This window comes from Vibrio sp. M60_M70 (assembly GCF_037162085.1).
GTDB lineage: Bacteria > Pseudomonadota > Gammaproteobacteria > Enterobacterales > Vibrionaceae > Vibrio > Vibrio diabolicus.
The window spans coordinates 1,370,791-1,395,439 of sequence record NZ_JARLUL010000002.1 but is presented as its reverse complement, the minus strand read 5'-3'; the positions used below and the strand labels follow the sequence as shown (position 1 = coordinate 1,395,439).

General features: G+C 46.0%; 14 protein-coding genes and 1 pseudogene. 8 read left to right on the top strand and 7 right to left on the bottom strand.

The genetic code is table 11. The features are described from left to right. Nucleotides 1-299 precede the first annotated feature (299 nt). The 5 genes and pseudogenes from artP to P4S59_RS21845 all read left to right on the top strand — a co-directional run bounded on the left by artP (nucleotide 300) and on the right by P4S59_RS21845 (nucleotide 3,926). A complete protein-coding gene (gene artP / locus P4S59_RS21865; RefSeq protein WP_017634245.1) occupies nucleotides 300-1,028 on the top strand; it encodes an arginine ABC transporter ATP-binding protein ArtP in 729 nt (242 codons plus the stop codon). A gap of 88 nt (nucleotides 1,029-1,116) precedes the next feature. Further along, entirely contained in the window at nucleotides 1,117-1,860 is a 744-nt protein-coding gene (locus P4S59_RS21860; protein ID WP_152813847.1) for an arginine ABC transporter substrate-binding protein, read from the top strand. Between the two features lies 1 nt (nucleotide 1,861). Beyond that, nucleotides 1,862-2,551: an arginine ABC transporter permease ArtQ gene (artQ, locus tag P4S59_RS21855; RefSeq protein WP_005388570.1), complete on the top strand. Its 690-nt coding sequence runs from the start codon at nucleotides 1,862-1,864 to the stop codon at nucleotides 2,549-2,551. Further along, nucleotides 2,548-3,216, top strand: a complete 669-nt coding sequence (gene artM, locus P4S59_RS21850) for an arginine ABC transporter permease ArtM (RefSeq protein ID WP_048625186.1) — start codon at nucleotides 2,548-2,550, stop codon at nucleotides 3,214-3,216. Before artQ ends, artM begins: the two co-directional genes overlap by 4 nt. A gap of 138 nt (nucleotides 3,217-3,354) precedes the next feature. After that, a pseudogene (locus P4S59_RS21845) lies at nucleotides 3,355-3,926 on the top strand (protocatechuate 3,4-dioxygenase). A gap of 74 nt (nucleotides 3,927-4,000) precedes the next feature. Here P4S59_RS21845 and P4S59_RS21840 read toward each other — a convergent pair. The 3 genes from P4S59_RS21840 to P4S59_RS21830 form a co-directional block, all read right to left on the bottom strand. After that, entirely contained in the window at nucleotides 4,001-5,656 is a 1,656-nt protein-coding gene (locus P4S59_RS21840; RefSeq protein ID WP_337169051.1) for an ABC transporter substrate-binding protein, read from the bottom strand. A 328-nt stretch (nucleotides 5,657-5,984) separates the two neighbouring features. Further along, nucleotides 5,985-6,602 (bottom strand): OmpA family protein, encoded by a 618-nt coding sequence (locus P4S59_RS21835; protein WP_199804406.1) that lies wholly within the window; start codon nucleotides 6,600-6,602, stop codon nucleotides 5,985-5,987. Nucleotides 6,603-6,607: 5 nt separating this feature from the next. Further along, nucleotides 6,608-7,921, bottom strand: a complete 1,314-nt coding sequence (locus tag P4S59_RS21830; RefSeq protein ID WP_074190888.1) for a TolC family outer membrane protein — start codon at nucleotides 7,919-7,921, stop codon at nucleotides 6,608-6,610. Between the two features lie 368 nt (nucleotides 7,922-8,289). On the opposite strand from P4S59_RS21830, the gene P4S59_RS21825 reads away from it, so the two are divergent. Continuing rightward, complete coding sequence (locus tag P4S59_RS21825) at nucleotides 8,290-17,439, top strand: VCBS domain-containing protein (protein WP_337169050.1); 9,150 nt, start codon at nucleotides 8,290-8,292, stop codon at nucleotides 17,437-17,439. A 156-nt stretch (nucleotides 17,440-17,595) separates the two neighbouring features. Here P4S59_RS21825 and P4S59_RS21820 read toward each other — a convergent pair whose 3' ends face one another. Continuing rightward, complete coding sequence (locus tag P4S59_RS21820) at nucleotides 17,596-19,257, bottom strand: electron transfer flavoprotein-ubiquinone oxidoreductase (RefSeq protein WP_167427580.1); 1,662 nt, start codon at nucleotides 19,255-19,257, stop codon at nucleotides 17,596-17,598. 138 nt (nucleotides 19,258-19,395) lie between these two features. Here P4S59_RS21820 and P4S59_RS21815 point away from each other — a divergent pair, with 138 nt between their 5' ends. After that, nucleotides 19,396-20,361 (top strand): electron transfer flavoprotein subunit alpha/FixB family protein, encoded by a 966-nt coding sequence (locus tag P4S59_RS21815; protein WP_167427579.1) that lies wholly within the window; start codon nucleotides 19,396-19,398, stop codon nucleotides 20,359-20,361. Nucleotides 20,362-20,427: 66 nt separating this feature from the next. Here the strand turns inward: P4S59_RS21815 and P4S59_RS21810 are convergent, their stop codons facing one another. From P4S59_RS21810 to pdhA, 3 genes are read right to left on the bottom strand one after another with little or no spacing between them, the layout of a single operon-like run. Next, nucleotides 20,428-21,576 (bottom strand): dihydrolipoamide acetyltransferase family protein, encoded by a 1,149-nt coding sequence (locus P4S59_RS21810; RefSeq protein WP_047009272.1) that lies wholly within the window; start codon nucleotides 21,574-21,576, stop codon nucleotides 20,428-20,430. Continuing rightward, entirely contained in the window at nucleotides 21,573-22,556 is a 984-nt protein-coding gene (locus P4S59_RS21805) for an alpha-ketoacid dehydrogenase subunit beta (RefSeq protein WP_005395620.1), read from the bottom strand. Before P4S59_RS21805 ends, P4S59_RS21810 begins: the two co-directional genes overlap by 4 nt. Then, nucleotides 22,549-23,643, bottom strand: a complete 1,095-nt coding sequence (gene pdhA / locus P4S59_RS21800; protein WP_337169049.1) for a pyruvate dehydrogenase (acetyl-transferring) E1 component subunit alpha — start codon at nucleotides 23,641-23,643, stop codon at nucleotides 22,549-22,551. Before pdhA ends, P4S59_RS21805 begins: the two co-directional genes overlap by 8 nt. Nucleotides 23,644-24,299: 656 nt before the next feature. On the opposite strand from pdhA, the gene P4S59_RS21795 reads away from it, so the two are divergent. Beyond that, the gene (locus P4S59_RS21795; protein ID WP_005375836.1) at nucleotides 24,300-24,620 is read left to right on the top strand and encodes a DOPA 4,5-dioxygenase family protein; all 321 of its coding nucleotides are present in this window, start codon (nucleotides 24,300-24,302) and stop codon (nucleotides 24,618-24,620) included. Nucleotides 24,621-24,649: the final 29 nt, after the last annotated feature.

Genomic DNA, 24,649 nt, shown 5'->3' with positions numbered 1-24,649 from the left:
TGCTGTGCAAAAATGAGCGGGTGTGCTTGGAATAGAGTATCCTCATCGACTCAAAACTTCCTCTACACGTCAGCACAAAAGTAACCACCATTTTAACCTTGTTTCGGTCGTCACCATGTCGTTGGATTTTCTTCAACAAATTCAGTTAAAACTCACTCTTCAAACCAGTCAGATACTCTGTCTTGGTGGTTTCTGATCATACAAAAAATTAACAAATTAAATTTTTATACATTTTTATTGCATAAAAAGTCCAATTGAGTAATATAAATACCAAGTGACAATTAATGCGGTATGTCAGCATGACTATTCAGGTAAGCGGAATCAATAAATCCTACGGTGAGACACAAGTGCTTCACGATGTCAGCTTTAAGTGTGAAAGCGGCGAAACACTGGTGTTACTCGGTCCGAGTGGTGCAGGGAAGAGCTCTCTACTACGTGTTCTTAACCTTCTTGAAGGAGCGGATAACGGCCAGTTAAACATCGCTAATGACGCATTCGACTTTTCAACTGAAATCAAAGAGAAGCAAGGTTTAGCGCTTCGTCGTAAAGTGGGCATGGTGTTCCAGCAGTACAACCTATGGCCGCATATGACAGTGATGGAGAACCTGATTGAGGCTCCGGTAAAAGTCGCTGGCATGGATAAAGAAGAAGCGAAGAAGCAGGCAATGCAAATTCTCGCAACGCTGCATTTGGCAGACAAAGCGGATGCATGGCCGATGCAACTTTCTGGTGGTCAGCAACAACGTGTAGCGATTGCTCGTGCATTGATGATGAAACCGGAAGTCTTGCTTTTTGATGAACCGACCGCTGCGCTTGATCCGGAAATTACTAACCAAGTCGTTAAGATTATTAAAGATTTAAGCGAAACCGGAATTACACAAGTAGTTGTGACGCACGAAGTGGATTTCGCCAAGAAAATCGCTAGCCACGTACTGTATTTAGAAAAAGGGCACATCGTCGAGCACGGCACAAATGATTCGTTTTCTAACCCGCAAACCGCCCAGTTTGCTGACTACTTAAATCACTAAATTACGTTTTTAAAGTTCAGTCTATTTAACAGATAAGCTCGGCTGTCATTGCGAGTGTCAGCCCACTAAGTACACACGGAGTATTGCAATGAAAAAGATTCTACTAGCTTCACTAATCGGCCTTTCTTCTGCAACTATGGCAGCAAACGCAGTAGCACAAGAAGAGATCAAATTCGCGATGGAAGCGACGTACGCACCGTTCGAATACATGGATGAAAACAACCAAATCCAAGGTTTTGATGTGGATCTGGCGAACGCACTATGTAAAGAAATCGAAGCAAAATGCACCTTCCACAACCAATCTTTTGACAGCCTGATCCCAGCATTAAAATTCAAGCGCTACGATGCGGCAATCTCTGCAATGGACATTACTGAGGCGCGTTTGGAGCAAGTGAATTTCACGAATGCATACTATGACAACTCAGCAGCGTTTGTTTCTATCAAAGAAAAAGTGGCTGATCAAAAAGCACTAGAAGGTAAGCGTGTTGGTGTTCAAAACGGTTCAACACACCAAAGCTACCTGATTGAGCAAATGCCGGGCGTAACCGCGGTTCCTTACTCAAGCTACCAAGACGCGTTCATCGATATGAAAAATGGCCGTATTGATTCTGTATTCGGTGACACAGCAGTCGTAGCAGAATGGTTCAAGAAAGAAGACAACCTAGCTTACGTGGGTGAGCACGTCACTAACCCTAAATACTTCGGTAACGGTTTCGGTATCGCAGTAAATAAAGGTAACGACGAGCTAGTGAACAAGCTGAACACAGCACTGAAAACAGTGAAAGCAAACGGCGAATACGACGTAATCTACAACAAGTACTTCGGTAAGTAATATGGCACTAACGGGTTACTCTTTATCGCTTGTTCAAGCTAGTTGGATGACTGTCCAGCTGGCCTTCACAAGCCTTTTAGTCGGTTTGATTCTGGCAGTGGTATTCGCCAGTGGTGAAATGTCTCGCCGCGTTTTCGTTAAATGGCCAATGACGGCGTTTGTGACGATTGTACGTGGCTTGCCAGAAATCCTTGTCGTGTTGTTCATCTATTTTGGTTCGACGCAGGTTCTGTTTTTAATCACCGGCGACTTTATTGAAGTTAGCCCGTTCTTGTCTGGCGTGGTGGCGTTGTCATTGATCTTCGCTTCCTACGCTTCTCAAACTCTACGTGGCGCATTAAAAGCCGTTGGAAGAGGGCAGAGAGAAGCAGCAAGTGCACTCGGCATCAGTCAAGCACACGCTTTCGTTCGCATTGTTTTACCACAAGCAGTAAGACACGCACTACCAGGTTTAACTAACCAATGGTTGGTTCTGCTGAAAGACACCGCGCTTGTATCACTGATTGGCGTAACGGATTTGTTGAAACAAGCGCAGCTAACATCTGCAGCGACGCATGAAGCGTTTACATGGTACGCAACCGCTGCGGCGATTTACTTAGGCATTACTTTGATTACGCAACGTGCCGTAAAACTGATTGATAAGAAATTCTCAATTCAAGGTATGAGCATGGGACAGGAGGCAACCGCATGAACGAACAACACGTTTGGCAAATGGTGGATGGCTTAGGTACTAGCCTTCAATTAACCGCCGCTTCCTTGGTTGTCGGCTGCCTCTTAGCTTTGATGATGACGCTGACTCTGATCCTACGTACTCCGGGTTTGCATTGGGTAAGCCGTGGCATCATCACCTTGTTTACTGGTACGCCTTTGTTGGTACAGATCTTCTTGGTGTACTACGGTCCGGGTCAGTTTGATGTTGTAAGAGAAAGCGTATTCTGGACATGGTTAAGCCAACCTTGGTTCTGTGCGATGTTGGCGTTAGCGTTGAATACCGCGGCGTACAGTACTCAGCTGTTTAAAGGTGCGTTTAACGCGATTCCTTCCGGTCAATGGCAAGCGTGTCGTGCATTAGGTATGAACAAAACCGCAACACTGAAAGTGCTGCTGCCATACGCTATTCGTCGTGCCGTTCCGGCTTATTCGAACGAAGTGATTTTGGTCTTCAAAGGCACGTCATTAGCGAGCACGATCACGATCATGGATCTGATGGGTTACGCGCAGCGCATTAACGCACAAACTTACGATACGTTGACGGTATTTGGTATTGCAGGCGCATTTTATTTAACCGTAAATGGTTTGCTCACTCTTATCTTCCGTCAGGTAGAGAAGAAAGCACTAGCCTTTGAAGCCGTTTAATTATTAGTAGCTAATTTGTAAATGCCTCTGTTCAGCGTTGCCCTGAACAGAGGCATGTTTGTTTTAGTGTACTGCTACGCTGGAAAAATCATCAAGAATCACCAAACTTAAGTAAGGTAAACAATCACTGGTGATGATATGGAACGTAGACACTTTTTAGCTTTATGGTCGCTAATATTTGCGCCTTCGCTAAAATCCGCTAGCCCAATGAAGCCGACACCGCCTCAAACGGAAGGGCCATTTTATCCCGTGGTTCCAGTGCCACTTCGTCAAAATTTGATTTTGCAGTCGAAAGGTCTTATTGGTGAGCCCATTTTTCTTCAGGGTAAGGTAATGGATACAGCAGGAAACCCATTGTCTGAAATGAAAATAGAAATATGGCAATGTGATGGACAAGGCATCTATGATCACCCGAATCAACCTAACAATAATAAGTTTGATCCTCACTTTGCAGGCTTTGGTGCAGTTTTAACTGGCGAAGATGGGAATTACCTTTTTCAAACGTTATTTCCGGTTCCATATAGCTCTCGACCTCCCACATCCACGTAAAATTGTGGCGTGGAGAGAAAGAGCTGTTAACGACTCAGCTTTATTTGAAAGGGCGAACTGGTAACGAGTGGTGGGGCGGAAAAGCCCGTGATTATTTGCAGTTTGAGCCTGTCAACATTGATGGTCGAGTCGTCGGTGAGTTCAATTTTGTGCTCGCTTAGTGTGATTAAGCATTATTTTGAAAACTCACATCGTAGATTACAAAAGTAATTAGTAAACAGAAGCTTCTAACAGATTAGTCTTGTCCGGCCCTGACTCTTAGTTTGTAGAAATCACTGTACCCAGATTTACGGAGTTGAACACCGCTTACACCTTTCGCTCTGGTGATTTTTTCTTGCCCCCAGAACAATGGTAAGATTGTTGTATCATCTCTGAGCTCTGAGAGTATTCCCTCCAAACGTTTTTCAGGCGTGGGATCTGAGACTGCATCGTGTACGTGATTAACATGCTGTTCAAATTCATCAGAGTGAAGAGCAAATCGAATACCTGTACCTGTTAATAGCCACTCATAAATTCCATAGGTTAAAGGTGGCTCAACGACATCTTCGACAAAGAGCAAGTCGGCTTGTTCTTTTACAAGTTGAGGATTACTAGCGTCAGTTAGCTCCACAAATTCTACATGCAACCCAGTTTGACGGATTAAATCTACGATCCATTGGTTCGCTTTACTTAAATAATCAATCGTCCACTTTGGATGGGTTATGACCAACGTTCCCTCAAGCTGAGGAACATCCTCGTTGTGAGAGCTATCATCGAGAATGTGCATCGTTTCCAAGCCATTCGCTTTGGCAAATTCAAATCTACGACTCTCGATAAAAGAAAATAGGCGCTGCCAAGTTTGCTCGCTTAGTGAGCACTCGGCGCGACGATTACGTGCTAGAAAAGAAAATGCCTGAATCATATAACATTCGGTATCGTCAGTTTCCTGATTATAACTGATGTATTGATCCAGCTCAGTCCCTTGATGAGAGAGCGTGATTTGCTCCAATAATGCCTTTTTTGCGAAATAGTTATGATGTTTCTTCAGTACTATTTTGTCGGTATCCCAATGCCTAAGTACAAATGGGCCAGTACCTATTGTGATACTGCGACCTTTAAAGCTCTTCTGACGTCGAGTAGTGATAGACGCATTTGCGGTTGCTAAGCAGTAAATGAATAAGTTATTAGGCTGCTTTAAGTCAATACGTATAGCTTGTTTGGCATTATCGAAGCTGATACGAGTGACTTGCTGAAGTAATTTTTGGACGGGGCCATCTGTTGTAACGAGCTTATTTAAAGAGTGTACGACATCTTCTGCTTGTAATGTTAGCCCATCGTGACAGTAGATATCAGGGCGGAGCCAAATATATATACAACTGCCTTCATTTTTGTACTCACAAGCGAGGTGATTTTTTAATTGACCGTAGTGATCAACGGTAAATAGGGTGTCATACAAGCTGCGTATTACCTGCAGTTCTGAAAAGCGATAAGTCAGTGAAGGGGTTAGCTCATCTACCCAAGGATACTGGCTGACGATGAGTGTATTTGAATCTTTGTTTTCTTCTGAAACTTCTGCGAGTGCTTGGCTAAGTGCGCTTACAGCAGTGCTACGGTAATGCTCAAGTAACCTCGAGATGACGTCAAAGCTACCATTGTTGATTTCATTACGAATCGTAAAGTAGAGGGCTTGATGTATTGTTACCGTCACTTTTAGTGTGCTGGCTTTCCCACGGCCACGACCTGGCTCCCAATGGATCCAATTGTAGCTGTCAAGTATTCTCAGTATATTAGATATGTTGCGTCTAGAAGTTGAAAAAACCAGTTCTAAATCGTCGAGGTTTACCTGATACGTTTGAGAGTGTTTGTAATGTTTTAATAACTGGCTCAATCTACGAAGACATGTTTCTGTCATGTTTTATTATGTTTCCTCAATAGATGATTGATTTATTAAAGCTATATAATAAATTGATTTCATATTGTGGTGAAGAAAGGTGATTGCTTAAACCCCTCAGTGTTATTGATTGGCTTATCTTCTTCCCATTTAAAAGTATTGGTGGTTCTCATTTTGACTCTAATATATTACTACTAATATAGAGCAAAGGCTCACTTTTAATTTTTACTATAATATTAGTGAGTTATGATTAATGTTAGTGTTTGTTTTATTAGTTGTGTCTAATTAGTTGGGCGTAATGGCATAAAAATACCCCCACTCATCTATGCAAATAAGCAGGGGTATAAGTTTATTTTACTTCTGGGAAGGTAGTGAATATCGTCCACTCATCTTTAACCATCCCTTGCTGGCCGACAACAGTGGCAGTAACGCGGCGGTTTAATGCGTGGCTGACACGATCCATACCCGGCTCTGCTAACTGTGTGTCGCCAAAAGCAATAATTGCGAGGCGGTCACCCGGGATTCCTTTTTTTATCAATAGATTGCGTACATTCTCTGCACGATGGCGAGATAGGTTTAAATTGTATTCTGCGCGTCCTACCTTACTTGCGTATCCTTGTATCTCTATAGAAGTGGTTGGATACTTTTTAAGAAATGCAGCCAACTCATCTATCTTGTTTTTAAAAATTTGGTTAATAAGAGCAGAGTCATTATCAAACAAAATCTTAAGTTGGTATTGCTCTTCTTTATGCAAATAGGTTTCACAACCATCATTGTCCACTTCTGCCCCTATTGGAGTGCCTGCGCAAAGATCACGAGCGTTTATCACACCATCTTTGTCCAAGTCGTTTAGGTCAGCAATCTGATTCGCCTTTGGTATAGGAATGTACGTCAGCTCATCTTGTGCGTACGCACTATGATGACTAATTATGATTAAAGCCAGAGTGATTAGAAGGTTCTTTTTCATTGTATTTAGTACTCCACCGATTGAGTCCACGCTTCCGGTATGTCGACGCGCAATGCGTCTAAAAGCTGCCCGGTTGAAGTCAGGGTCCGATATTGTGCGTATTGCTGTGCAAATTGTGTTTCTAAGTAGTTTTTGCGTGATTCAAACAACTCGTTTTCAGTGTTCAGCAGATCAAGTAGGGTGCGCTTTCCAATACGATATTGTTTTTGGTATGCAATAACGGTGTTTGACATGGAATCAACGTGTTGTATTAAAAAAGACTTTTGTTGTTTAGTCAGTTCAAGAGCGCTCCACGAAAGGCGGAGCTCTTGCTCCACACTTCGGTATGCTCGCTCTCTGAGGTCTTTCGCTTTATTGAGTTGATAGGCCATACTGTCACTGTTCGCAGAGTCTCGGCCACCGTTGTAAAGGTTGTATCGGACACGAAGCATTGCTTGTGTTTCAGAGTTGAGACCATTTACTCCTCCTACATCATCGTTCCAGCTTTGTTTCGCTTCAAATGAGATGACTGGGAAATAGTTTGCATCCGCTTGTTTATATTGGAACCTGGCAGAATCGACATCTGCGAGTGCTATTTTTATGACAGGATGATTGTCAAAAGCCTGCGAGTGGGCCTCGTCTAGAGAATTGGGGATAAAGTTTTGGTCTGCGTGCGGAAAAATAAGGTTAGTTGGTGCTTCACCAACTAAGCGAAAGAATGCTGTTTGAGCGTCTTTATGGTTATTTTGTGCAGCTAAAACATTACTCTGAGCTTTTGCTAAACGAGCTTTAACCTGGTTAAGGTCGGCAACTGAGCCAATTCCTGACTCTGTACGCTTTTTAATATCAGTATAAATTCGCTTATGTGTGTTTAGGTTGCTAGTGGAAAGCGCAGTCAGCTTTTGTGTTTTTACTACATCCAAATAAGCTTTGATGACTTCTAACGCAACATTTTGGGCATCTGCAAGCAACTGATAACGCACAGACTCTGCATCTGCAGAGGTACGATCAATGTCATATAGGGTTTTTGAACCATCCCAGATCAACTGGGTAAGAGTAATTGCCATATCTTTACGGGTCATCTCGGTATCACTCTTACCAGTAGAGTCGGAAGGGTGAATGCTCTCGTAACCGATACCCGCGTCAATATCGAGACTAGGTTTATATGCTCCACGTGATTTATCGATAATATAACGACTACTCATATACTCGTTAAACGCACTTTTGATATCAGGGTTCGTTGCAAATGTTGTCGCTATTGCTTGTTCTAAAGTTTGTGCGCTAGAAACCAGTGGTATTAGCAAACCAAAACACGCGATACTAATATTACTTAGCTTCACTAAAATCTCCCCAAATAATTTAACGCCAGTTATTTTTCAAAAATAAATATTAAAGATTACTAATATTACCCAAGGCAAACGTTTCCCTTTGCTTGCTTTTTTGGAATGTAAGCTGCTATTTCAATGAAAATTTAATGACAAGTTTAAAGAATATTAAAAATAGGTCGCATAACATATGTTTTTACGGTGCAAAATAAAACAAATTTAAAACATGAAAATTATTGATAGGATAATTGCGTGTTTTAGGTGGGTTAATTGATGCTAGCTTACGCCCAATTGTGTATATCGCTTCTTGAAAATAAGTCTTATTACTTTCTTAGTTTTATGGACTTTGAGATTTTTGTATTTACTAAATGAGGTATAAGCTCTTGGTTGGACCATCAAAATTAACCGCACAAACCTATGTTGTAATCGGCCTAGATGGTCAAATTAAAGCTTTTGCGTCTAAAGAAAACTTGTTACCGGGAGAAGTGGTCGTTGAATTAGTAGAGGGGAAGATCCAACCTCAGCATGTATATATTGCTGACACAGAAGGTGAAGCTCAAACTGATTCTACCGACAAGCTTGCGAAAATATTAGAGGCCATCGAAAAAGGACAAGACCCGAGCGAACTAGGTGATGAATATGCTACTGAAGCTGGTGAAGTTACGGGTTCAAGTTTGACGGCCTCTGGCACTGTTGAACGAACGGGGGCAGAAGTACTAGCAAGTACTTTTTTTGAAACCGCCGGCGTGACGACAGAGCAAAGTACAACGCTATTTAATATTTCTCGATTCACAACCTCAGAGCTTGGTGAAACTGAAGCGTTGATTGATGGTGAAGATAGAGGTGCCGTTCAAGAAGACGTGACGCTTGGAACTTCTGGCAACCTCAGTGTTACTGATCCAAATACAGGTGAAGCGTTATTCCAATCACAGAGTGAGGTTCAAGATAGTTATTGGGGCGTCTTCTCAATTGATGCTTTCGGTAACTGGAATTATCAGCTGAATAATGAGCACGAAGAAGTGCAGGCTTTGGATCATGACAGTGACCCAATCATCAGAAGTATTACCGTTTTATCTGTAGATGGCACTGAGCATGAAGTTGTGATCTCTATTACGGGCACCGAAGACGCGCCAGTCGTGACGGGCACGTTTACGGGGGCGGTGACTGAAGGCAATCTCGGTGATGTCGCGACCGCAACAGGCACCATTACCATCTCTGATGTTGATAATGGCGACGAGCCAGTGTTCAGCAACACTACCGTTACGGGTATGTACGGCGAGCTAGTATTGGTGGACGGGCAGTGGACGTATACGCTGGATCAAAGCCAGGTTCAGCAGTTGGACGAGGGTGAGCAGGTGCAAGACACCATCACTCTCACGGCGACCGATGGCACCCAACAAAAGATCGTGATTGATATTACGGGCACCGAAGACACGCCTATTGTTGACGGTACGTTCACGGGGTCGGTGACCGAAGGCAACCTCGGTGATGTCGCGACCGCAGCAGGTACCATTACTATCTCTGATGTTGATAATGGCGATGAGCCAGTGTTCAGCAACACTACCGTTACGGGCACCTATGGTGAGTTGGTGTTGGTGGATGGAAAGTGGACGTATACGCTGGATCAAAGCCAGGTTCAGCAGTTGGACGAGGGTGAGCAGGTACAAGACACCATCACCCTGACGGCAACCGATGGCACCCAACAAAAGATCGTGATTGATATTACGGGCACCGAAGACATGCCAGTCGTGACAGGCACGTTCACCGGTAAGGTGACTGAAGGAAATCTCGGTGATGTCGCGACCGCAACAGGTACCATTACTATTTCTGATGTTGATAATGGCGATGAGCCAGTGTTCAGCAACACTGCCGTTACGGGCACCTATGGTGAGCTGGTATTGGTGGATGGAAAGTGGACGTATACGCTGGACCAAAGTCTGGTTCAACAGCTGGACGAGGGTGAGCAGGTGCAAGACACCATCACCCTGACGGCGACCGATGGCACCCAACAAAAGATCGTGATTGATATTACGGGCACCGAAGACACGCCTATTGTTGACGGTACGTTCACGGGGTCGGTGACCGAAGGCAACCTCGGTGATGTCGCGACCGCAACAGGTACCATTACTATTTCTGATGTTGATAATGGCGATGAGCCAGTGTTTAGCAACACTGCCGTTACGGGCACCTACGGTGAGCTAGTATTGGTGGATGGGAAGTGGACGTATACGCTGTATCAAAGCCAGGTTCAGCAGTTGGACGAGGGTGAAAAAGTACAAGACACCATCACTCTCACGGCGACCGATGGCACTCAACAAAACATCGTGATTGATATTACGGGCACCGAAGACGCGCCAGTCGTGACGGGCACGTTCACGGGGGCGGTGACCGAAGGTAATCTCGGTGATGTCGCGACCGCAACAGGCACCATCACCATCTCTGATGTTGATAACGGCGACGATCCGATTTTTACAAACACCACCGTTACGGGCACCTATGGTGAGTTGGTATTGGTGGATGGAAAGTGGACGTATACGCTAGACCAAAGCCAGGTTCAGCAGTTGGACGAGGGTGAGCAGGTGCAAGATACCATCACCCTGACGGCGACCGATGGCACCCAACAAAACATCGTGATTGATATTACGGGCACCGAAGACACGCCTATTGTTGACGGTACGTTTACCAGCAAGGTGAGCGAAGGCAACCTCGGTGATGTCGCGACCGCAACAGGTACTATTACTATCTCTGATGTTGATAATGGCGATGAGCCAGTGTTCAGCAACACTACCGTTACGGGCACCTACGGTGAGCTGGTATTGGTGGATGGAAAGTGGACGTATACGCTGTATCAAAGCCAGGTTCAGCAGTTGGACGAGGGTGAAAAAGTACAAGACACCATCACTCTCACGGCGACCGATGGCACCCAACAAAACATCGTGATTGATATTACGGGCACCGAAGACGCGCCAGTCGTGACGGGCACGTTCACGGGATCGGTGACCGAAGGCAACCTCGGTGATGTCGCGACCGCAACAGGCTCCATTGCTATTACTGATGTTGATAATGGCGACGATCCGATTTTTGCAAACACCACCGTCACGGGCACCTATGGTGAGCTGGTATTGGTGGATGGGAAGTGGACGTATACGCTGGACCAAAGCCAGGTTCAACAGCTGGACGAGGGTGACCAGGTGCAAGACACCGTCACCCTGACGGCAACCGATGGCACCCAACAAAAGATCGTGATTGATATTACGGGCACCGAAGACACGCCTATTGTTGACGGTACGTTTACCAGCAAGGTGAGCGAAGGCAACCTCGGTGATGTCGCGACCGCAACAGGCTCCATTGCTATTACTGATGTTGATAATGGCGACGATCCGATTTTTGCAAACACCACCGTCACGGGCACCTATGGTGAGCTGGTATTGGTGGATGGGAAGTGGACGTATACGCTGGACCAAAGCCAGGTTCAACAGCTGGACGAGGGTGAGCAGGTGCAAGACACCATCACCCTGACGGCAACCGATGGCACCCAACAAAACATCGTGATTGATATTACGGGCACCGAAGACACGCCTATTGTTGACGGTACGTTTACCAGCAAGGTGAGCGAAGGCAACCTCGGTGATGTCGCGACCGCAACAGGTACTATTACTATCTCTGATGTTGATAATGGCGATGAGCCAGTGTTCAGCAACACTACCGTTACGGGCACCTACGGTGAGCTGGTATTGGTGGATGGAAAGTGGACGTATACGCTGTATCAAAGCCAGGTTCAGCAGTTGGACGAGGGTGAAAAAGTACAAGACACCATCACTCTCACGGCAACCGATGGCACCCAACAAAACATCGTGATTGATATTACGGGCACCGAAGACGCGCCAGTCGTGACAGGCACGTTCACCGGTAAGGTGACTGAAGGAAATCTCGGTGATGTCGCGACCGCAACAGGTACCATTACTATTTCTGATGTTGATAATGGCGATGAGCCAGTGTTCAGCAACACTGCCGTTACGGGCACCTATGGTGAGCTGGTATTGGTGGATGGAAAGTGGACGTATACGCTGGACCAAAGCCAGGTTCAACAGCTGGACGAGGGTGATCAGGTACAAGACACCACCACTCTCACGGCGACCGATGGCACCCAACAAAGCATCGTGATTGATATTACGGGCACCGAAGACGCGCCCGTCGTGACGGGCACGTTCACGGGATCGGTGACCGAAGGCAACCTCGGTGATGTCGCGACCGCAACAGGCTCCATTGTTATTACTGATGTTGATAATGGCGACGATCCGATTTTTGCAAACACCACCGTCACGGGCACCTATGGTGAGCTGGTATTGGTGGATGGGAAGTGGACGTATACGCTGGACCAAAGCCAGGTTCAACAGCTGGACGAGGGTGACCAGGTGCAAGACACCGTCACCCTGACGGCAACCGATGGCACCCAACAAAACATCGTGATTGATATTACGGGCACCGAAGACGCGCCAGTCGTGACAGGCACGTTCACCGGTAAGGTGACTGAAGGAAATCTCGGTGATGTCGCGACCGCAACAGGTACCATTACTATTTCTGATGTTGATAATGGCGATGAGCCAGTGTTCAGCAACACTGCCGTTACGGGCACCTATGGTGAGCTGGTATTGGTGGATGGGCAATGGACGTATACGCTGGACCAAAGCCAGGTGCAACAGCTGGACGAGGGTGACCAGGTGCAAGACACCATCACTCTTACGACGACCGATGGCACCCAACAAAACATCGTGATTGATATTACGGGCACTAATGATGTTCCTGAATTTGTTAGTGGGAGTAATGACAACTTTGGTCTGGATGCCCAAGGTAAAACCGACATCGATAGTTACCAGTTTAGCGTTGATGAAAACAGTCAATCGGGTGTAATTGGAAAAGTAAATGCATTCGATGTCGATCAGGACAGTCAGATTACGTATCACTTAAACGGTCATAACGAACTGTTTGAAATCAACAGTCTTACTGGTGAGATCAGTGTCAAAAATAGTGCAAATCTGGACCATGAATCTATCGATAACTACCAGCTAGAAGTGGAAGCTCGTGACCAGTTTGGCGGTAAAGACACCGCTCAGGTCGAAGTGTTGGTTCGCGATATTAATGAAGCCCCTATTGCTGAAGATGATAAGGGCATTGAAAAAACAACCAAGACAATTGACCAGAGCAACTGGGATGATAGCACTGATATCACAGTCGATTACTATGTGATTGATACTCGATCTGGAAACAAGGTTTCTGATGCATCGAAAGCTGATTATGTTGGTGACGGAGACCACAAATATGGCGTTAGTTCTGCGCTAGACAGTGGCTCAGACCGGGTTCAAGATGGTCAGATTCGATATGATGATGCAACTGGACAAAGTGAAGCAATGCGCTTCTCCTTCGCTAATGGTCAGGTTGCCGATCATGCTGAAGTTGAAGTGAAAAACCTATGGACAGACACTTCGAACGGTAGCTGGGAGCCTGGTATTGAGCGCGGTGTTTGGAAGGCTTACTACAAAGGTGACTTGGTTGCGACAGGTGTGTTTGAAGGTACCCGTGGTGGTAATCAAGTAGTCAACATCAATGCAGATGGGCGTTTCTTCGATAGTATTGAAATGTCTACTACCAGCTATAAAGACGATATCATTGATCCTAAAGGTTCAGAGTACTTTATTACTCAGGTATCAGCGGACCTGACGACCTTTGATGAAGCTTACCAGACCAACGGCTCAGGCACGTTAGAGCTGGATGTTCTAGCGAATGACAGCGACCCGGATGGTGACGCTCTGACTATTATCGACTATCCATCAGAAAGTTTCCTCAGTCTGCAAGATGGTAAATTGGTCTTTGATGCGGCCAAGTATCTAGAGTCACTGCCAGCTGATCAACAAACCCTGAAAACGGGTGAAGTGAAAGATTATACCTTCGAATATACCATCCGTGATGACGACGGTCTGACTGATAAAGCAGAAGTTACCGTTAGTGTGATGGGCGAGCCTATGTCGCTTAATGATACGCACGCAGCATTGGATGAATCTCAAGTTGGCACGGATACTGGCGTACATGCTGAAGGCAACTTTATCGCAAACCTCGGTTCTGCAACGGAGGCTGAATATCACTTCAACGCCGATCAAAACCTAGGTGGTTTCACCAGCGATGGTAAAGAGGTTGTGTTTGATGTGAGTGCAGATCAGAGCACTCTAACTGGTTATACTGGAACAGGTGCCGATCGCATCAAAGTGGTTCAAGCCAACATAGATAGCAAAACGGGTCATTTCACAGTTGATCAACATATGCCTCTTGATCATGCTGAGCAGGGGGCGGACATGCTGGATATCCGCGCTAGCGTAGAGGTGGATGCCGGAGGTCAGTCTGAGAGTGCCACCTTGCATCTGAATGTAACGGACTCATTACCGTCATCGTCTTCAGCTCACTACGAAATAAATGATGTTGATTCACAAAGTAATAGTGTTGTGATTGCACTTGATGCGTCAGAATCAATGCTCGACTGGGTAACAGATGCAGACGGACAATATGTTACTCGCTGGCAACTTGCTCAAGACTCTATTAAGTCAATGTTTGAGCAATACCAAGATTTGGGTCCAGTAAGTTTTAGAATTGCAACTTACAGCGGACAACCATCTGGCCAGATTTCTGAGTGGCTAGATTCTGCCGAGGCCATTGATGCCTTTATCTCTGGTATACATCCATATGCATCGACGCCATATAACCAGGCCGTTGACCAAATAAATGAAATACTTAGTGATCCAGAAGATGACGCATTGCTTAGTAATACCGATACCCAGCTTTACTTTATCTCAGATGGTCGACCTTCCGATTTTACCTATTGGACAAATCAAACGAACGTGGGAGAAATTCAAACCCGTGAAAACTTGATTAAGTGGTCAACATCAGATGATTTTGAAAGTGAACAGCGTTATCAGGACATAGTGAATGGTCGGGTTCAGCCTACTTCTGAAGAAGAGGGCATCATTCTGCAAAATGCGATGGAAAATAGCATCAGCATTAGCGGTCAGGATGTTGAAAATATCTGGTCTGTTGGTATTGGTAATGGAGCGTCTCTGGAACATCTGGAGTCGATCGCGACAGATAAAGGCAGTGCTATTGTCGTTGTAGATGATTCTCAGATTGGGGATTTGCTTAGTAAAACGGTCTCAGGCCAGTTGCAAGGCAACCTTCTGGATGACAATGGCGGTGATGCTCAGTGGGTAGATCACATCACTATCGATGGCGAGATATATTACTACAACAAAGTAAACGGTGATGTCACTAACAGCGATGGCACGAAAATATCGGATCATTCTCTGGCGCAGATTGATACCAACCACGGCAAGCTGACCATTAACTTTGAAAATGGCCACTACGACTATCAAGCGAGCAATGTTGTAGGTCATCAACAAGAGAAGCTTGACGTTACGGTTATCGATGCTGACGGTGATACTACAAATAGTGAAGTTACCATTGATATCCGAGATCGCGCACCAGAATTCATCAGTGCCGGTGATGCAGATCAAACCCACGGCACGGATGCCAACGGTATGCCAACAGAAGATACAGCAAGCTTTGACGTCGCTGAGCAAGAAGTTGGGGTATTAGTCGGCCAGGTGGAAGCGTTTGATCCGGATGGCAGTGACACCATAAAGTATGAATTGAGTGGTGGTGATGCTGATCTATTCCGTGTTGACTCTAATAGTGGTGAGATTTGGCTGAAAGATGGTGTAAAACTGGATCACTCGACTCAGCAAACGTATCAGTTGGAAGTGTCTGCAAGCGATGGTGTGGATACAGATACAACTCAGGTTATCCTGAATGTCACTGAGAACCATGCCCCAACCTCATCTCCAGTTCAGGGCTATGCTCAGATGGAAGACCTACCGATCAATAAAGTGACGGTAGTGTTCGACCACTCGAACAGCATGACCCGCACCTTTGACGGTGAAAATACCGTGGGTCGTGAGGCAACCGCACCGAAAACTGAATCGAGAGCTTACAAAGCAGCAGCAGCGTTACATTCCATGGTTGAAAACATGATTGCCGATGGAGGAGAATCAAATACCTATATCCGCCTGGTACGTTTCGACGGAGATACATCCACACATAGCTGGCTGACCTTGAGTGAAGTTGAGTTGATGACACGCCCACCAGAGATGAATGGCCGTGATCCAAACGATTTAAGTTTCCAAAATGAAGTGTCAGAATATGTGCGCAACTGGTGTGACGTAGAATACGGTACCAATACGGATTACGATAAAGCTTTAGAGGCTGTAATGGAGCCTGGTGAGGCAAGTAATGCCGTTTACCCTTGGCAGGATGGTTGGGACTATTTCGGTCCAGAAAAACCGTCAGAGAGTAAGGACACCATATTCTTTATCTCAGATGGCGAACCCAACCCTAGCGAGGGCGCTGTTACTTCTCCTGATCTAGACGAGCGCTGGGAGGATTACAAACAGACTCATGACGCCAAGGTATATGGGATTGGTATTGCTCTCTCTGATAATGTCAAAGCCGCAGAGGCTCTAGATGAGCTTAGCGACAAAGTGGTGTTTATCGACTCAGGTGAAGACTTGGGGCAGTACCTAAACCAGTTCTCTCCCGATCCAATTGCCGGAGAGTTACTGGCGGGAAGCCAGGACGCTAATGGTGATAGCATGACCGTTTCTTTGGCAGAAGGCGATTTCACTCTGTTGGGCGCAGATCTGCACGGTGTAACCGTAAATCAGCCGTTAGTTTCTTCAACCAGTGACGTAGATGGTCAGCTTCATATCCAGACAGCGTTCGGCACTTTGGAAGTGTCATCCAATGGCAGTTATAGCTTTACTCAAAGCGATGAGCTTACTCTACAGGGAGACCAGCAGGCGGATTTGCATTTCTTGTTTAAAGTGTCTGATGGTAAAGGTGGCATAAGTGAAAACGTCTTTACACTTACATTGAACGATTCTGGCACCGATATTGTGCAAACTGAGCGCCATGCGTCGGTGGGAGATGAGTTTGCGAATAGCATCACTGGTGGCGAAAGCATTGATATTTTGCTAGGTCAAGCAGGTGAAGATACGTTGAATGGTGGCGCAGGCGATGACATTCTGGTTGGTGGGCTTGGAAACGATATCCTGATGGGAGGCCTAGGCAGTGACATCTTGACAGGTGGAGAGGGTATTGACACCTTCACCTTTACTCAAGAATCACTGGACATGACGTCATCAAGAGATGTGATTAAAGACTTTAGGCTGGATGAAGACAAGTTGGATTTGAGTGACATTCTTGAGTTTGTCGGTGACGACACAACGGATATGGATAACTTGTTGGAACACGTAAGCGCAGACTACGATAGTGCCCAAGATACTCTGAACTTGACGATTACTGGAGAAGACAGCAACACAATGTCCGTGGCATTAGAGAACTTTGATTTATCAGGGTTGGAGCTAGGGTCGTCAGCGACATCTCATGAAATCGTTGATCAGCTGTTCCATCACCAAGTTTTTAGCGTGGATTAATATTACCTGAAGATAAAGTTATTTTAGTAAACAGCACCTGATTGAATCATCAGGTGCTGTTTTTCTTTTCTGTTGTTAGCTACCGACTTTTTGCTTAACCATTTTAAAAATTAGCAGTAGTAAATGCACTGCTTCGCACTTTAAGTGGTTCTTTGGTTACATGTTTTGATAGCTTGGTCCGCCGCCACCTTCTGGCGCTTTCCATGTGATGTTTTGTGAAGGATCTTTGATATCACAGGTTTTGCAATGCACGCAGTTGGCGGCATTTATCTGAAACTTCAACTTACTCTCAACTTCCACCACTTCGTAAACCCCTGCGGGGCAGTAGCGTTGACTCGGCTCGTCATACATACCCAAATTCACATCAATTGGAATGTGAGGATAAGTCAGAACAAGGTGGCAAGGTTGGTCCTCTTCGTGCTGTGTTCCCGATAAAAATACCGACGAAGGCTTATCAAAACTGATTTCACCATCTGGTTTTGGGTATGCAATTGGGTGGCACTCTTGTTTAGGTTTTAACTGCTCATGATCGTACGAATAGTCCTTGATAGACCAAGGTAACGGCTTCTTAACCAGTGGTTGCCATAGGTTATGCTCAAAGGTCGAAAGTGCACCGCCCAGTATGCTGCCAAACTTGTGGATGTTCGCGCCAAAGTTACGCGTTTCGGCGAGTTCGTCATACAACCATGATGATTCAAACAACGACTGGTAGTCTGGCTCAGAAGCTCTAGTTTGTCGGGCCGTATGTACCGCTTCTGCTGCAATGATTCCGGATTTCATCGCAGTATGGCTGCCTTTGATCTTAGCGACGTTCAAAGTCCCCGCATCACAACCAATCAATAAACCGCCGGGGAATTGCTGTTTCGGCAGAGAAGAAAGTCCACCTTTTGCAATGGCTCTTGCACCATATGCGATACGTTGGGCACCTTTTAGGTGTTGCTTGATAGCTGGATGATGCTTAAAGCGTTGAAACTCGTCAAACGGGCTTAAGTAAGGGTTGCTGTAGTTTAAATCTACGATCAAACCGACCGCGATTTGGTTGTTCTCCATGTGATAGAGAAAACCGCCGCCAGTGGTATTTGTCTCGCTCAAAGGCCAGCCAGCGGAGTGGATAACACTGCCAGATACATCCTTGCTGTCAGAGGGTAATTCCCATATCTCTTTTAAGCCAAGCGCGTAGTGCTGAGGTTGCTTGCCTGCGTCTAGGTCGAACCTTTGAATAAGTTCTTTACCCAGATGTCCGCGACAACCTTCAGCAAAAAGGGTGTATTTTGCCTTTAGCTCGATACCTGGCTCAAAGTTAGGTTTGGCTTGGCCGTTCTTATCTAGTCCCATATCGCTCGTATTAATGCCTGTCACGGCGCCACTCTGATCATAATTGATGTTTGCAGCGGCAAAGCCAGGAAAAACTTCCACCCCAAGACTTTCTGCTTGGTTAGCGAGCCAACGGCAAAGGTTGGCAAGGCTAATTACATAATTATTTTCGCCATTTATCATTGGACGTGGCGTAAGGAAATGAGGGACGCGAATATGGTTTTGCTCAGTAGTAAGATAAAGGAAATGGTCTTGCTGAACTGAGGCTGATAGCGGGGCATCCATTTCTTTCCAATCGGGGAAAAGTTCATCCAAGGCATTGGTTTCAAAAACAGCGCCAGATAAAATATGTGCGCCCACTTCTGAGCCTTTTTCTACAACGCAAATTGAAAGTGCGTCACCTTCACTATCTTGGTTGAGTTGAGCTAGGCGACAAGCGGCACTTAAGCCCGCAGGTCCGGCTCCCACGATCACGACATCAAACTCCATGCATTCTCGTTCCATCTATCTGCTTCCTTTCTATTATCGTCATCTGCGTGACAGGTTTTTGGTTTCTATACAGAAAACTATAGCTCAGTTGACGTTAACGTGAAGTGAACTAAGCTCAAGTAATGGATCTGACGTGTTATACGAGGCATGACCATGGACGACCGACCATTTGCAACACTTGTCATTGCGGAACATGACAACCAGTCGTTGGCTGTAGGGACGCTGTGTGCAATTAAAGCGGCATTTGATATCAAGGATGATGCTAAATCGCTTCCTATTTCTGTATTGCTTATTGGTTATCAGTGCCAATCGGTTTTGGATGAGTTGAAGTGCGTTAAGGGCGTTGCAGAAATTATCTGGGTTGACGCGAAGGAATACGAGCATGGGTTAGCGGAAAATATCGCGTCTTTGATCTCACAAGTAGCCAAAAATTACTCACACATTCTTTCTCCTGCCAGTACATTTGGTAAGAATGTGATGCCTCGCGTGGCGGCGTTACTCGATGTAGGGCAACTTTCGGACGTGATGACAATCGAGTCTATCGATACGGTGATTCGTCCCATTTATGCCGGGAATGCATTGGCGAGAGTCACGTCGAACGACCCCTTTAAAGTGATGACCATACGAAGTACGGCTTTTGATGCCGTAGAGCTGTCAGACACGCCAGTTGTCCCTAAGGTTACTCAAGTCGATACGGTGATTATCAACAAACTTAGTGAGTTTATTTCGCAGCAAACGCCAGAAAGTGAGCGACCAGAATTGCCAGCGGCTAGAGTGGTGGTATCGGGTGGTCGTGCATTCGGGAGTAAAGAGAAGTTTGCTTTAGTCGAACAATTGGCTGACAAGCTAGGTGGAGCGGTAGGAGCGTCCCGAGCGGCGGTTGATGCGGGGTATGTGTCTAATGACCATCAAGTCGGGCAAACTGGTAAAATTGTTGCACCTGAATTATACATTGCCGTCGGAATTTCTGGTGCTATTCAACATTTAGCGGGAATGAAAGACTCAAAGGTGATTGTCGCAATTAACAGCGATCCCGATGCGCCTATTTTTGACATCGCTGACTATGGGTTGGTCGGCGATTTATTTGAGGTGATGCCGGAGTTGCTAGAGAAGCTGTAGATATAATCAGCTTCCTCAAACAAAAGGCTTCCGAACTGGAAGCCTTTATCATTTGGTTTTTACCAGTTACTTTTCGCTCGGGCGTTGCAGGTGCTCTGCAAGTACTTTCGTAAACCTTGCAGCTTCACCACCAGTACAAGCGCGATGATCAAACGTTACTGATAGCGGCATTGCTTTCACCGAAATTGCTTGACCATTTCTTATCACCACTCGGTCGAGTATTCGACCAGCACCAACAATAGCGACTTGCGGAGGTGTGACGACAGGTGTCGCGTAAATGCCGGCAATCGCTCCAAAGTTGGAAAGCGTAATCGTCGCGTGCTGTAATTGCTCTCGACCGATTTTTCTCTCTCTGATCCCTTCAACGGTTTGATCGAGCCAACGACGAACATCTTGTGGCTCGTATTCATCTGCGTGGCGCAATACGGGTACGTACAAGCCATGACGGCTATCTACAGCAATACCAAGATTAACCGTATTGTGCACGCAACGCGTCATGGTTTCTGCATCAAACCAAGCATTTAAAGCGGGCTCTTCCTGACACGCATGAACAATCGCTTGAACCAGGCGGATACTGATGTCTTCGTTCGGCAGCCAGTCTTCCAGCAACGCTTCTTCTGTAATGGTCACGGCAGCAACGTGCTCGTGTGACTCAGTCATCGACGACACCATGGTGCGTCGAGCGCCTTTCAATACTTCGGTGCCCGGACGCTGTTTTCCGGCTTCGTCGTAAATATCGGCATCAACGATAAGACCGTTTGGACCACTGCCTGACACGAGATTAAGATCTACCCCAAGTTTTTGTGCCAATAGACGAGCCGAGGGTAGAGCAGTAACTAGATTACTCTCAGTCGTGTTGTGATTGCCTCCAATCCAGAAGTCATCGACGTTAACGTGATGTGCTTGATGAGAAACATTGCCGACAACGGTCGCGGCGTCAGCAGTCTCTTTTTTCTCTACCGTAGCCCCGCGCTCTGCGCCAGTTTCGTCAATTTCGAGTAGCAATGCGCCAATATTGACGATATCACCTTCTTCCCCATGGCGGCTGACTACACGGCCCGAGTAGGGGGCGGGAACGTCGACCGTCGCTTTTGCTGTCTCGACAGTTAAGATCACTTGATCCAACTTAACCATGTCACCGACATTAACGTGCCATTTTACAATTTCTGATTCAGCGAGGCCTTCGCCGAGATCGGGTAAGTTAAACGTCTTCATTTCCAATCCTCCACGAGTTCGCGCGCTGCGGTCACAATGTCTTCTTCCTGAACCATGAAATAATCTTCGTTACGGTAATAAGGCATAATGGTATCCATTCCAGTTACTCGTTTAGGTGGGGCTTTTAGTAAGCACATGGCGTGTTCGGCTGTTCGAGCTAAAAGCTCAGAGCCCACACCACAAGTTTTACTCGCTTCATGAACAACGAGTAAACGTCCGGTTTTTTCTAGTGAGCTGAAAATCGTTGCGGTATCAATTGGCTTAATGCTCGCCAAATCAATCACCTCGACTTCAATTCCTTGACTAGATAAGGTCTGTGCGGCTTGAAGTGACTCTACGACGCATGCGCCCCAAGTAACAAGCGTGATATCTCGCCCCTTACGTAAGGTGAAGCAGGTGTCGAGTGGAAGTGCTTCGCCATTATCAACGACTTCAGATTTTACGGTTCGATAAATGCGTTTCGGTTCGAAGAACATGACAGGATCATTACTTCGAATCGCGGCGAGAAGCAGGCCGTATGCGCGTTGAGGTGAAGAAGGAATCACTACTTTAAAGCCAGCAGTGTGCGCAAATAGCGCCTCTACACTTTCTGAGTGGTGCTCTGGAGCGTGAATACCGCCACCAAATGGCGCACGAAAAACCGCAGGGCAAGTGAGGCGACCGCGAGTTCGGTTACGCATGCGTGCCGCGTGGCACATTAAGTGCTCCATTGCCGGAAAAACAAAACCTTGAAATTGAAATTCGGCGACAGGTCGTAATCCTTGCGTTGCCATACCGACCGCAACACCGCCGATTAACGCTTCAGCGAGGGGCGTATCGATCACTCGTTTGAGACCAAACTCTTGTTTGAGCCCTACGGTGGCACGGAATACGCCACCATTATCACCTACGTCCTCACCTAACACGACAACATTTTGGTCTTGTTGCATTTCGTGGTGCAGAGCGAGATTTACTGCTTCAACTAACGTTAGCTCAGCCATGTTTGCCTCCCTGCATTCGCATTGCTTTGTTGATGAGTTCATCTCTTTGAGCGTGAAGCTCTTGGGGAAGCGATTCATACAAATAATCGAACCCAGTTTCAGGTGCTTGTGACGGTAAGCTGAGGTAGCGTTCAACTGCCAGTTCCACTTGTTCCTTGCAGTATTCTAGCCATTGTTGCTCTTGTTCATCGCTCCAAGCACCTTGATTAAGGAGATACGTTTTAAGACGTGCTATAGGTTCGTATTGCCATGCGGTTTGAACGTCGTCCTCTTTACGATAACGAGTCGCATCATCGGCCGTAGTGTGGTCACTCAGTCGGTAACTCACCGCTTCGATGAGTGTTGCGCCTTTCCCTTTTCTCACTCTCTCAAGTGCGGTCTTGGTTGCATCATAAACCGCGACGACATCGTTACCATCTACTGTAATGCCCGGTATACCAGCGCCTTGCGCTTTTTCTGATAAGAAATCGGCAGCACATTGAAGGCTACGCGGCACTGAAATTGCCCACTGGTTGTTATTCACAACGAAAACAAGTGGAATATTCCAAGCACCCGCACAGTTTATTGACTCTAGAAAATCCCCTTTGGATGTACCGCCATCGCCGCACATGACTAGCGCAGCTTCATGGTTACCTTGAATTTTCAATGCGGAAGCCACCCCGACAGCGTGTGTACATTGCGTCGCAATGGGAACACAGAATGGAAGATCTCGGCTAGGAATTGGGCTGCCCTCAGGAGCAAAATCACTACCGCGCTCATCACCGCCCCAGTATTGAAGATTCTTCTCCATGCCAATACCACGACACCACATTGCAGGCATATCGCGATAATAAGGGACAAATACATCATCGGCTTTCAGCGCTCTGCCGACCGCAATGCCGATGGCTTCAGCACCTAGGTGCGAAGGGTAGGTCCCTAACTTGCCGGTGCGTTGCAACGCAACGGCTTTGTTGTCGTAAGTGCGAGTTAATACCATGTCTCGGTAAAACCCGACCAAAGTTTCAGTGTCAGCCCAGCTGGGTAGTTGGCCGACTAGGTCCCCATGATGGTCGATAAACCGATGCATGGGTAATGCCTGAACGTTCATCTCAAGCTCCTTTTGACGCTGCGTGTCTTTTGGACTGCAGCTGTTCATATCAAACCAGAGTTTGTATGGGTACTCAAACTCTGATATCAGCGCAAAGGCCATACCTAAGGTTGCTTGTGTTTTCTATAGCTGTAGGCATCTGTACGTCCTTTAAACTATTTTTCGATAACACCGCTGCGGCTATTTCATCGCAAGACACAGAGAAACATTTTTTCTGCATCTAACCTCTAACTAAATCGTGGTATAGCCAGATACAATAAGTGTAAACAAATTGTTAAATTGTGCTTCATTTTGACTTTTGATCAGTAGTAAAGTTTTGCTTACACCCTGATTTTGTAGAGTAATATGCTAATTTTTAATTGTTGGCATTTTTAAACTCGAATTTAATTGCTATTGAATGAAACATATTTGCAACAAAATTTGGCTGTAAAATTTGACAAAGTGAGTCATTATTAATGAATCAACTCAAGTAGTTGTTATGTGTTGTATTGAGATTTTTTGTTGTGCCCGAAACTCCGGCCTTATGAGAATACATAACTTCTTCCCAACAGAGTGGAATCAGGGTAGGGTGACGACATTACAAATGTATACCCTCGGCGGTCCTTGAGCTTATCAACAGTAGATGGTGCTCAAGTCGAAGTGATTATGGAGAAATTATGTATCACGCTCATGTTTATTTTCCTTTAAGAGAACAAGATAAAGCGCAAGCCTTGAACGAGATCATCCGTCAAGAGCGTCAAGATGTGCTGCGTGTGTTTCCTTTGGTTGGAAGATTGGTTGGCCCACATAAAATGCCGATGTTTGAAATTCATCTAGAGTCATTGAGTGAAGAGTTTTTGGCTTGGCTCGATACAATTCGAGGTGATTTTTCTGTGCTTATCCATCCTGTGAGTGAAGAAGAGTTGCTCGATCATACGGAACGCGCGATTTGGCTGGGTAGAGAGATTGGTGTATTTGAAGAGAAGCTAGAGAAATAGCTGTTCCTCCCGCATGTATGACCGCTTTG

Coding starts and splice junctions, on each gene's coding strand:
- artP (WP_017634245.1), top strand. CDS start 300: ATGACTATTCAGGTAAGCGGAATCAATAAATCCTACGGTGAGACACAA.
- P4S59_RS21860 (WP_152813847.1), top strand. CDS start 1,117: ATGAAAAAGATTCTACTAGCTTCACTAATCGGCCTTTCTTCTGCAACT.
- artQ (WP_005388570.1), top strand. CDS start 1,862: ATGGCACTAACGGGTTACTCTTTATCGCTTGTTCAAGCTAGTTGGATG.
- artM (WP_048625186.1), top strand. CDS start 2,548: ATGAACGAACAACACGTTTGGCAAATGGTGGATGGCTTAGGTACTAGC.
- P4S59_RS21840 (WP_337169051.1), bottom strand. CDS start 5,656: ATGACAGAAACATGTCTTCGTAGATTGAGCCAGTTATTAAAACATTAC.
- P4S59_RS21835 (WP_199804406.1), bottom strand. CDS start 6,602: ATGAAAAAGAACCTTCTAATCACTCTGGCTTTAATCATAATTAGTCAT.
- P4S59_RS21820 (WP_167427580.1), bottom strand. CDS start 19,257: ATGGAACGAGAATGCATGGAGTTTGATGTCGTGATCGTGGGAGCCGGA.
- P4S59_RS21815 (WP_167427579.1), top strand. CDS start 19,396: ATGGACGACCGACCATTTGCAACACTTGTCATTGCGGAACATGACAAC.
- P4S59_RS21810 (WP_047009272.1), bottom strand. CDS start 21,576: ATGAAGACGTTTAACTTACCCGATCTCGGCGAAGGCCTCGCTGAATCA.
- P4S59_RS21805 (WP_005395620.1), bottom strand. CDS start 22,556: ATGGCTGAGCTAACGTTAGTTGAAGCAGTAAATCTCGCTCTGCACCAC.
- pdhA (WP_337169049.1), bottom strand. CDS start 23,643: ATGAACGTTCAGGCATTACCCATGCATCGGTTTATCGACCATCATGGG.
- P4S59_RS21795 (WP_005375836.1), top strand. CDS start 24,300: ATGTATCACGCTCATGTTTATTTTCCTTTAAGAGAACAAGATAAAGCG.